Origin of the sequence: Protofrankia sp. Cr1, assembly GCF_963555865.1 — a bacterium.
Classification (GTDB): Bacteria; Actinomycetota; Actinomycetes; order Frankiales; family Frankiaceae; genus Protofrankia.
The window spans coordinates 1-9,181 of the sequence record NZ_CAUVXO010000187.1; the positions used below are offsets into that span (position 1 = coordinate 1).

Here is a 9,181-nt window from a genome sequence, read left to right on the forward strand (position 1 = left end):
GCTCTGATGGGGTGTGTCAACAAATGGGAAGATGCTCCTGATGCGATGAAGGGGGGGCCTTTGCTCCCGGTGAGTCCGAGTTGGGGTAGGTCCTCGGGTTGCTCACGGCCACCGATGAAGGAGGCCCCCTGTGGATTCATCGTATGAGGGGTGGTGAGGATCGATCTGCACCGGCGGCGGCGGTCGGTGAGCGTGCGGATGACGCCTGATGGCGACCCGCTCGGCACCGTCCGGATTGTCGCGCGTCAGAATTTTTGGCACAGGGGTTTGTTGGCCCTGAGCAGGGTGTTGCGTAGTCCCTCGGTCGCGATCTCGTGATCGTGCGATCGGCGGCGTGATCGCGGTGTCTGGTTCCGGTGACATGTTGACGCAGGTCGGAGTGGGCTTCGTGGTTCGGTCGCGAGACACGTCAAGATCGGGACGGTTGTTGGTGGTGACGGTCCGGGCGGGTTCTGTGGTCGTATCATCCATGATTTTTCCAGGAGAGCCGACTGATCCCGGCAGGATGCCCGGTGGTGCCCGTATCGCTACCCATGATGGTGGCTGATCGGTGTGTGCCGTTCTGTGGCTGTTGGTCGGGTCGCCGGCGGCCCGTCAGGCGCTGGACAGGGCAAGCCGGTCGAGGAACGCGAACTGCGGGTGCGTGGTGCGGTCGAGGCCGCGGCGGAGGAGCTTCATCAGGTTGCCGCTCAGCAGCATCAGCCTCCATTCGGAGTGGGCGGCGGAGAGACCGACACGTATGAAGCCGGTGAAGCCGCGGTTGTACTTGATCTGGCCGAACACGGGCTCGACGGTGCAGGAGCGCAGCTTGTAGGTTTCCTTGCCCCACGGGGTGTTGAGAACCCAGTCGAGCCGTTCACCACCGGAAAGGCCGTCCGGGGGCGGGCCGTCCGGGTGGGCAGCCGGTTCGGTGGCGCGTCGGCGGGTCTCACGTTCCCGCGTGTCCGGCATGAGGATGGTCGGGCCGGCCGGATCGAGCGCGGCAGGCACGTTCGCCCCTTCGCCACGCCCATGGAAGCCAACGCCACGACTATGTCAGGAGCACGGCAGGAATCAGCCTCTCCACATCGGTCGTACCACGAAGAAGTCACATCCCGCAAAGCAAACGGCCCTCGCGACCGACGGCCAGCGGCAGGCCAAACGAGGAAGCCGACCTCGCCAGCAACCGGGACCGTAAGACGGATATACGAACGTAAGCTAGCCTATGCCCCGCAACAGACAAGGCCGGCATACGGGTTATGCAACACCCTGTGAGCCCAAGGAAATCGTTAGATGAGTCGTCCCCCGATGTTCCCGGCCGAGGACAAGATCCGGATCGTGCTGTCCGTCCTTGCGGGTGAGGTGGCGGTCGCGGAGGCCGCCCGGCGGAGCAAGGTGTCGGAGACCTCGGTCGGGAAGTGGAAGCAGCAGTTCCTCGAGGGCGGCCGCGCGGGACTGGCGCCAGCGGGTCGTCCCGGCCGTCGTCACGGGAGGAGGCCGCTCGCGGCGGAGGTCGAGGAGCTCAAGACCGCCCCCTCGGTGAGGCGCACGTGGAGCTGCGGGTGTGGAAGAAGTCGGCGGAGCGCCGGCTGGCCCCTACGAGGACCTCGAGGTGATCCGCGAAGACGCGGCGATGCCGACGTCGAGGTTCTGTGCGCTGATCGGCATCCCGCGCCGGACGTATGCCCGCTGGCAGGCCACGGATCGGGCCGGCCGGCCGGTCGGGAATGGACCGTGGCCGGCGCCGGTCGTCGACGTGGTCGAGCCGGTCGCCGCGAAGCACGCCGCGGACTGGCCGGCGTGGGGCCATCCGAAGATCGATACGTTGATGGCCGTCGATGGCCATGTCGCGTCCGTCTCCTCGGTCCAGCGGGCGTACGCCGCCGGGAGCTGCTCCAGCCCATCGACTACCAGGGGGAACGCCGGGAGCTCGCGAAGACCCGCCGGGCCGCGTTCGCCGAGACGCCGACCGCGGCCGAACAGCCCCGTAGAAGCGCTCGCGGCGCTCGTCCGCTAGAAGATCCCGCGTGGCTCGAACATCGCCATCATCTCCACCAGGAAGTTGCCGTGGTGGTCACGTACTTTTTCCCAGTACGCGGCGTCCCCGATGCCGGGAGGCAACCGATGTCCGAGATACCACCATTTCCGTGCGCTCTCCAGGCATGCGGAGAACAGGACCAGGGGGAGCGGCGGCATGGGCCCGGTCATCTGTCCGTACCCCGCCAGGAACGCCGTCGAGAGCTCCAGCGGGTCGCACGCACCGCCAGACTGTAATTCACGTCGGATGCTGCGGTGCAGAAGAGTGCCCACGTCGAGTGCCCTTCCCAAGGGCTGCATGCGGCAGAAGTCGAAGTCCAGGAAACGCGGGCCTGACAGGCTGAGGAAGACGTTCTCGCCGTGCAGATCGCCGTGACAGGGTTCCGGTTCGGGGCGGGCCTCGCACGCCTCGGCGACCATCATCGTGGCCCGGAACACGAAAGTCCCAACCTCAGACCCCAGCGCATTCGAGATCGTCGTGGCCTCGTCCGTGGTCAGCCACTGGGTGTCCCAATACACCATAGGCGGTGGCGAGCAGACGATTTTGCCGATGCCTGCGCGATCAATCGCTAGGTGCAGCGAGCCCACCGCCTTGCCAAGTCGCATTAGACGTTCGGATGCAGCGAGATCTGCGGGCCAGTCACAGCGCTTCAACCACTCGGAGAAGACGAACCGATACGGCCCGACCGGTGTGTCCACCAAGGGGTCAGCGCCCGCCAGGATATCGACCGGATACGCGGTGAGGTGAGGCGCGACCTCGCAGAGTGCCGCTCGAACCCGCCCATCACGACTGACCGGCTCGACCGCAGGCTCGAACCGACACGCCACGTCGTTCTCCCCGATTCCGAGCCGGAAGATAACGCAGTTCGTACCGGTACACTCGTCATCTTCGACGAACCGGACCGACGGGAGCACCTCGTGAAGGTGTCGCACGGCGAGCTGGCGTAGAACCACCATGCGTTCCGGCCGCGGGAATCGGATCAATGCCTGGGCCCACGAGCTTGCGGACGAGCCGCCCTCAAGGTCAGGAATCTGGAGCGCTCGGAAGACGTGAACAGATCGGGGTCACGCCACATCTGATTGTAACTGCTCGCGTTGACGCGGTTCCGCCGCCTCTGCCAGTTAGTGAAGACGGTGCCAGGCTCGGAAAGAATATTGCCGAGTGGGAGAATCTCCATATCCAGGCCATCCCCGATCGTAACCGTCGCCCCACCTCTAGGGTGGATGCACATGGTGTCGCCGCTCTTGCTTTCGCTGCCGTGAATCTGGACGGGGAAGTCCGCCGGTAGGGCCGAAAGCAGACGGATCATCCTCGCCTCGAACTGCTCGGTGGTTACCCCCAGCTCGTCCGCCATCTCGGCGCCGCGTCGAGTGGGTACCATCTGTTTGATGCGCCATAGGTCGGGTCGATGGCGCTCGTGACGGAGCACCTCGCCGAGCGGCTCAAGGTGATCGACGTTGATGCGCGTCGCGACAGTAGTAACCCGCACCCGCGCCTGCGGCGCCACCTCGCGAATGATCTCGATCGAACGAAGCGCGGCCTCGTAATGCCCTTCACCCCGACCGACTTCGAGGTTTTTCTCGCGAGTGCCGTCCAGCGACAGAGCAAACCAGCGCACGTGGGCGCCGATTCCCGTCGCGATCGGCTTAGTCAACATCGAGCCACTGGTAAAAAGGGTGGTGGAGAACCCGAGCGTGTCCGCGCACTCGGCCACCTCCAGTACGTCCGGGTGCATGAGCGGCTCGCCGCCGGTGAGGTTCACATGCGTCGCACCGTGATCGCGAAGCGTCGTCAGGACGAACCGGAGTTGCTGCACAGTAAATCCACCGAGACCCTTGCTGGCGTAGCAGAAGCTGCATGCCATATCGCAGTTCGTCAAGAGGTAGATATTGGCTGTGTCAGTGAAGGGCACCTTAGCGACGATTGGTTCGTCGGTCATCGTGGCTCCTGACCTCTGCGGCGACTCAGCGCCTGAAGGACGAATATCGTTAGAGCCGCCACCGGATTCCCTGGTCCCTCCGTGCTGAGCCATGTGAAAATCGCGATTGGCCGTTCAGTGCAGCGGGCGATGAGATCGCCAAGCCCGATGAGGTCGCACTCGAAAACTATGATTATGGAATCTTGCGAGTTCAACGCCGTAGCATCGAATGGCATCAACTGACCAACTACGGCGAGGTTCACCTCGACCCCTACGTCACGCAGGCGGCTCTTCGCGGCATCGGCAGCTGCCACGCCGTCGCCAGCCGTCACCAGCGTGGCCACCGGTTTGGTCACCCGCACCGGCCCAGTCTCGGCGGCGGCGGACGTGTCCGTCAGCTGACCGACGCGCAGATACGTAGGCGTCGTGCGCGCCAACGCGTCGCCAAGACACGCGAATAGACCCGCGGGCGAGGTCGGGCAAAGGACGTCCATAGGTTGGAGCGAGCGAAGGAGAAGGAGGTCATCGGGCAGGAAATGCGAGGGGCCCATAGCCCTCAGCAAGCCGCCGGACGCCTTTCCGACGACGATTACGGGAAGACGATTGTGCACGACGTCCTGGCGAAGTTGCCCGAGCGCCCGGGTGAGCAAGAACGTGTTTAGCCCCAGCACGATGGGCCGGCAGCCCATCGCGGCCAACCCTGCGGCAGTCGACACGGCGGTCATCTCACGGATGCCCACGTCGAGGTGCCGGGAAAGGGCCGGTCCGGTGTACGAGTCGCACGAGACCAGGATTGTCTGCCGATTAGCGTCCACGAAGGCCGCCACAATGTCGTCCGGCATCTGATTCATCGCTGGCTCAGGGGAGCGAAGTGGGAACCGGGGAGCCCGTCGATCACCGCGCTACTGCCCCGTCCCTTCACCGTCCTGGCAATCAGCGCTCGTGGCGTCGAGCCCGAGCCAAAGGTCTGTAGCTCGGCGACCAGCTGCTCGGCGTCGTGTCCGTCCATGACGCGGGTGCGCCAACCCAGTGCGGCGAACTGACGGTGCAGGCCGTCCGCGGCGCTCGGTCCGGCGATCCGCCCGGTTTGGCCATACTCGTTGGAGTCGACCACGACACAAAGCCCGCGTGCGTCAAGCTCGACCGCAGCGGCCGCCGCTTCCCACACGGATCCCTCCTGGCATTCGCCATCTCCGACAACCACCAGACACCGTCCCACCTCCGCTCCGTATGTGCGCGCCATGACGACGCCTAAGCCGAGGCCGACTCCATGTCCGAGGGACCCAGTGGCGAAGCGGTTCCACCAATCACCGCCTCGCTGTGGATGCACAGGCAAGGCGGTGCCCGAAAGCCCGAACGTCTCGAGGTCATGGTCCGTGAACACGCCAGCCTCCGCGAGGGCGGCGTACAATCCCAGTGCCCCATGTCCCTTGCTGAGGATGAACACGTCACGCCGCTTTTGCGGCCTCAAGACTACTAACACGGCTACAAGTATCTCGACGGCCGACAACGACGAGCCCAGGTGCAGCGGCCGCCGTGCGTTGCTAGCGAAGCGGAGTATCCGTTCGCGGACCGAGCCGGCAACGACGGATGGAGAGTCCCTGGTGTCAAACATGGTCGAGTTCGTCGGCGCTAAACAACGATATCAGCGTCACTCCCGCGTCGGCTAGCGCTGGGGCTTCGCCAGCGCGATTGACCACGCAGATGGCCTGCTCTACGATCGCCCCACGGTCGCGGAGATCCTTAGTGGACAACACTATTTGGCCGCCAGTCGTGACGATGTCCTCAACTACGAGCAGACGACGCCCGGCGATGTCGGCACCCTCCGCGAGGCGGGCCGTACCGTACTGCTTCGCTACCTTGCGGACGAACGCGGTCGGTAGTCGGTTGACAAGGCCGAGCGCGACGGTGATCGGAATTCCCCCCATCTCCAGTCCGGCCAGAATCTCCGTATCACTGGGCACGAGCGGAGCGAGATGCAGTGCCACAGCCTCCAGGAGATCCGCATCGGACTCAAATGAGTACTTGTCAAAGTAACGATTGCTGACTGCGCCCGAGCGCAGCAAGAACTCGCCTTCGAGACGACAAGCGGCGACCAGCTTCTTCGCCAACGTTGCACGGTCCACTATGCATTCCTTCTTCGCGCCGGTCACGACGGGCTACTGCTAGCCAGGGAGACTGAGCACCGCCCCTACGATCGTCGAGTTCTGTCTCATGCTACTCAGCTGCGAGGGACGGCCCAGTCCGTATAGCGCGAGCACGTCGGCGGACTGGCCCGCCGTTCCCACCAGGCGCCGGCACGCGGCCGCCGCGGTTCCCGTGTTTATCAGGTCGTCAACGATCGCTACCGGTGCAGTCAGCCCCGGCGGCGCCTGCGGCTGTTCGTCCGGGTCCAGCGCAGCGAGCGGGTCGGCGAGGAACGCCCGCACCCCGGTCCGCAGCGCGAGGACAACGGCGAGGTACGCACCACCCCATAGGACCCCGACCGCACTGTTCCACGTGCGATGGCTCATCGCGTGTTGGGCGAATGATGCGGCGACAGGGTAGCGGTAGGCGGCGCGAAGCGTCTCAAAGTAGGCGGTCGCGACCTGACCCGAGGAGCGTACGTAGGGGCCTTCGTGAAGCAGCGCGGCCGCGCTGGCGAAGTCCGCGACGGTCGAGTAAGGCGCCACCACTGCAGGCAAGGCTGGTCCCGGCAGCGTGGTCGTCGCAACCGGAACGTGTACCCAAACCTCGACGCCAAGCCCGACCTGGTCGGCGACGAGCCGGTCGGCCTCGTCGGCGTAGTACAGGGCGGTGGGCCGGCCAGGATCGAACATCCCGTCGAGCTGCGCCCGGGTGCCGTGCTGCTTCCTCGTCCGGCGCAGCACCGCGCAATCGCGTCCATGTCTCGCTGCCACCACGCAAGCGGAGAGGAGTCCGGGACCGATGCCGACAATGTTGCATTCGGGCGAAATATCGTCGTCCTCCGCTTCGATAGCCGAGATACCGACAAGCCCACTCCACTGAGCGAGACTCACGCTGGATACGCGCGACACGCCGGTCATGCGAGCTCCAGGAAGCTGCGGGCGTTGTCCCAGGCCCGCCGGGCCACAGTCGGATGAAAGCGTTCCGTGACGAACGGGTTCGCGAAGGCGTGCCGCGCACCCGTGTACACGCACGCCTCCAAATATCCGTCAACGGCGTCCACGGCGGACAGCGCGGCGTCCTGCTCGGCACGGGTGGCATTGCTGTCACGACTACCACGGTGCAACTGGATCGGTGGCATCTTTGCGGTGACGCGATCAATGGGGCTCTGCGGGTCGTGCCAGCCACGGGTGAGCTCGCCGCCATAAAAGCAGCAGGCGCGGGCGACACCCAGATTCGCTGCGGCGACCAGAAAGGCAAGCCGGCCGCCCATGCAGAAGCCGAGGGCAGCCGGCGCGGCCCCCGCGTCATCGCGGGTGAGTGCCAATATCGCAAGTTGCGTCAAGCCGATCACCTCACTGTCGACGATGCGTTGCTTGCGCTCCCCAGGACCCAGCTCGGTCGGGATGTTCGCGAAGAGGTCAGGGACTGCGACCCTTACACCGCAACACAAGATATCGCGCACGACCTGTCGGGTGAACTCGTCGATGCCGGTTCGGTGATGGAAGAATATCAGCGAACGACCAGAGCATGTGGCCGGCGAGAGCACCCACCCACACGCGTTCCCCAACACCCGTATATCCACGTCCAGCGGGAGCGACTTGCGCGGGAAGGATTCACCCGACAATGTCCACCCCTATCAACTCGTTTAGGCGTTGCTTCGCCTGAGCCTCGTCCCCGCCGACAACCGTGAGCCGCGAGGTGGCAACCGCGCCGGCCTCGACGTCGAGGAACGCGGGGCCGTGATACGGCACCTCCATCGCCACCTGGTATGGAGTCAGATCGCCGATGACCTCGGCAGTGAAGGCGTCGAGAAGCGGAAACCTGCTCGCCATCGCCGCCATTCTCAGGGTCCCGGAAATGCGCGGATTCACCTCCAGAATGAGTGGTTCCCGCTCGCCGTCCACGACGACGAACTCGACCTCGACATACCCCGATGCACCCACGGCCTTCGCCGCTTCAATGGCTTTACGGCCAATCCGACGGGCCGCCGCGTCGGTAAGGTCCGGGGCTGGACACTGACGCAAGCGACGGGCCGGCGGCAGGAGATCCAGCCTCGTCCCCCCCTTGGCCACCACAGGGAGCGTGAAGGTGCCGTGATCGCCGAGAAAGACATTGACCGAGTACTCCCGGGCGCAGACGAACGGTTCGACAAAGGATTCCAAGCATGGCTTCGGCATTACCTGCGCCACGTACGCTCCGCAACCTGCGGTACCCCCACGCGGCTTGACGACGAGAGGTCCGACTAGCGGACGGTCGATGACCTGGGGCAGGCCGCGCTGTGCCAGCAACGCATGCATGAGCCATTTGTCCTGGCCGCTCATCGCCGCCGGGATACTCTGGCCAGAAACCCGGTAGCCGTGCAGTCGAAGCAGCCGCGTCGCCTGTGCGTCTCGCAACAGGCTGGCGTGGTCGGAGTGTAGGATCACCAAGCTATCGCGGGGGACTGTCGCCACGATCGAGTCAACGAGCAACTCGGTGCGCTCGTCGGTGAACATCACCACTTGTGGTGGCGCGCCCCTAGTGAACGCCGGCAACCACACCGCGAGCGACTCCGCGGCAAGGACGTGATGCACCGTGATGTCCGACGTAGGAACGCTTAGCAACTCCAGACTCATCGCGACAAGACCCGTCCGAACGCATGCGCGTAGTCATCGATCAGCCGGTCAGCGTGGCCATAGAGATAGTCCGCGGGCAACGATAGCCATGACTGCGCCAGCCGTTCGGCGATCGGAAACTGTCGTGCCTTGTACCCGAACCGAAGGCCGCGACTCGGACCTGGCAAGGGGGCCAAGACCCGCTCCCCTGAGAACAACGCCAACCGGTGAAGCGGTTCGGTCTGTGGACCGCCTACCTTCAGCCCGGCGCTCCTCAACTCGAGTAGGATATTCTCACGCGGACGGCCCAGCACGCGTTCGTCGTAGACCACGTGTACGCCGAACCGCGCGCCGAGATCGCAGTCTGGCCGGGTGGCCGCGGGCGTTAGCCCTGGAAGCTGACACAAGCGGTCGGTCAGGTGCCCGACGTTGTAAGCCTTGCGCGCGATCAGCTCATCGATCCGCTCCAAATGAGACAGAGCAAGAGTCGCTGCGATCGGCGTCATGCGGAGGTTTCCGCCG

General features: G+C 65.0%; 10 protein-coding genes and 1 pseudogene. 1 reads left to right on the forward strand and 10 read right to left on the reverse strand.

Translation table 11 applies throughout. The features are described from left to right. Positions 1–594: 594 nt before the first annotated feature. On the reverse strand, positions 595–990 hold the full coding sequence (locus tag U9980_RS15380) for a transposase (RefSeq protein WP_322768541.1): 396 nt from the start codon (positions 988–990) through the stop codon (positions 595–597). Between the two features lie 297 nt (positions 991–1,287). On the opposite strand from U9980_RS15380, the pseudogene U9980_RS15385 reads away from it, so the two are divergent. Next, positions 1,288–1,404: pseudogene (locus U9980_RS15385) on the forward strand (transposase); the annotation flags it as partial. Between the two features lie 588 nt (positions 1,405–1,992). On the opposite strand, the gene U9980_RS15390 reads toward U9980_RS15385, so the two are convergent. The 9 genes from U9980_RS15390 to U9980_RS15430 form a co-directional block, all read right to left on the reverse strand. Beyond that, on the reverse strand, positions 1,993–2,973 hold the full coding sequence (locus U9980_RS15390; RefSeq protein WP_322768542.1) for a phosphotransferase: 981 nt from the start codon (positions 2,971–2,973) through the stop codon (positions 1,993–1,995). A 23-nt stretch (positions 2,974–2,996) separates the two neighbouring features. Next, positions 2,997–3,956 (reverse strand): radical SAM protein, encoded by a 960-nt coding sequence (locus tag U9980_RS15395; protein WP_322768543.1) that lies wholly within the window; start codon positions 3,954–3,956, stop codon positions 2,997–2,999. Then, on the reverse strand, positions 3,953–4,762 hold the full coding sequence (locus U9980_RS15400) for a hypothetical protein (protein ID WP_322768544.1): 810 nt from the start codon (positions 4,760–4,762) through the stop codon (positions 3,953–3,955). Before U9980_RS15400 ends, U9980_RS15395 begins: the two co-directional genes overlap by 4 nt. A gap of 20 nt (positions 4,763–4,782) precedes the next feature. Continuing rightward, a complete protein-coding gene (locus tag U9980_RS15405) occupies positions 4,783–5,550 on the reverse strand; it encodes a 1-deoxy-D-xylulose-5-phosphate synthase N-terminal domain-containing protein (RefSeq protein ID WP_322768545.1) in 768 nt (255 codons plus the stop codon). Beyond that, entirely contained in the window at positions 5,543–6,088 is a 546-nt protein-coding gene (gene pyrE, locus U9980_RS15410; protein ID WP_322768546.1) for an orotate phosphoribosyltransferase, read from the reverse strand. Before pyrE ends, U9980_RS15405 begins: the two co-directional genes overlap by 8 nt. Before the next feature lie 12 nt (positions 6,089–6,100). Beyond that, complete coding sequence (locus tag U9980_RS15415; RefSeq protein WP_322768547.1) at positions 6,101–6,982, reverse strand: phosphoribosyltransferase; 882 nt, start codon at positions 6,980–6,982, stop codon at positions 6,101–6,103. Further along, positions 6,979–7,647 (reverse strand): dienelactone hydrolase family protein, encoded by a 669-nt coding sequence (locus U9980_RS15420; RefSeq protein WP_322768550.1) that lies wholly within the window; start codon positions 7,645–7,647, stop codon positions 6,979–6,981. Before U9980_RS15420 ends, U9980_RS15415 begins: the two co-directional genes overlap by 4 nt. Positions 7,648–7,678: 31 nt before the next feature. Beyond that, complete coding sequence (locus tag U9980_RS15425; RefSeq protein ID WP_322768548.1) at positions 7,679–8,680, reverse strand: ATP-grasp domain-containing protein; 1,002 nt, start codon at positions 8,678–8,680, stop codon at positions 7,679–7,681. Then, a partial coding sequence (locus U9980_RS15430) for a DegT/DnrJ/EryC1/StrS family aminotransferase (RefSeq protein ID WP_322768549.1) occupies positions 8,677–9,181 on the reverse strand: 505 nt, incomplete at its 5' end. The genes U9980_RS15430 and U9980_RS15425, both read right to left, overlap by 4 nt.

What these genes read in the sequence shown, in the direction of transcription:
- U9980_RS15395 (WP_322768543.1), bottom strand. Translation starts at nt 3,956, where the DNA reads ATGACCGACGAACCAATCGTCGCTAAGGTGCCCTTCACTGACACAGCC.
- U9980_RS15390 (WP_322768542.1), bottom strand. Translation starts at nt 2,973, where the DNA reads ATGGTGGTTCTACGCCAGCTCGCCGTGCGACACCTTCACGAGGTGCTC.
- U9980_RS15415 (WP_322768547.1), bottom strand. Translation starts at nt 6,982, where the DNA reads ATGACCGGCGTGTCGCGCGTATCCAGCGTGAGTCTCGCTCAGTGGAGT.
- U9980_RS15425 (WP_322768548.1), bottom strand. Translation starts at nt 8,680, where the DNA reads ATGAGTCTGGAGTTGCTAAGCGTTCCTACGTCGGACATCACGGTGCAT.
- U9980_RS15405 (WP_322768545.1), bottom strand. Translation starts at nt 5,550, where the DNA reads ATGTTTGACACCAGGGACTCTCCATCCGTCGTTGCCGGCTCGGTCCGC.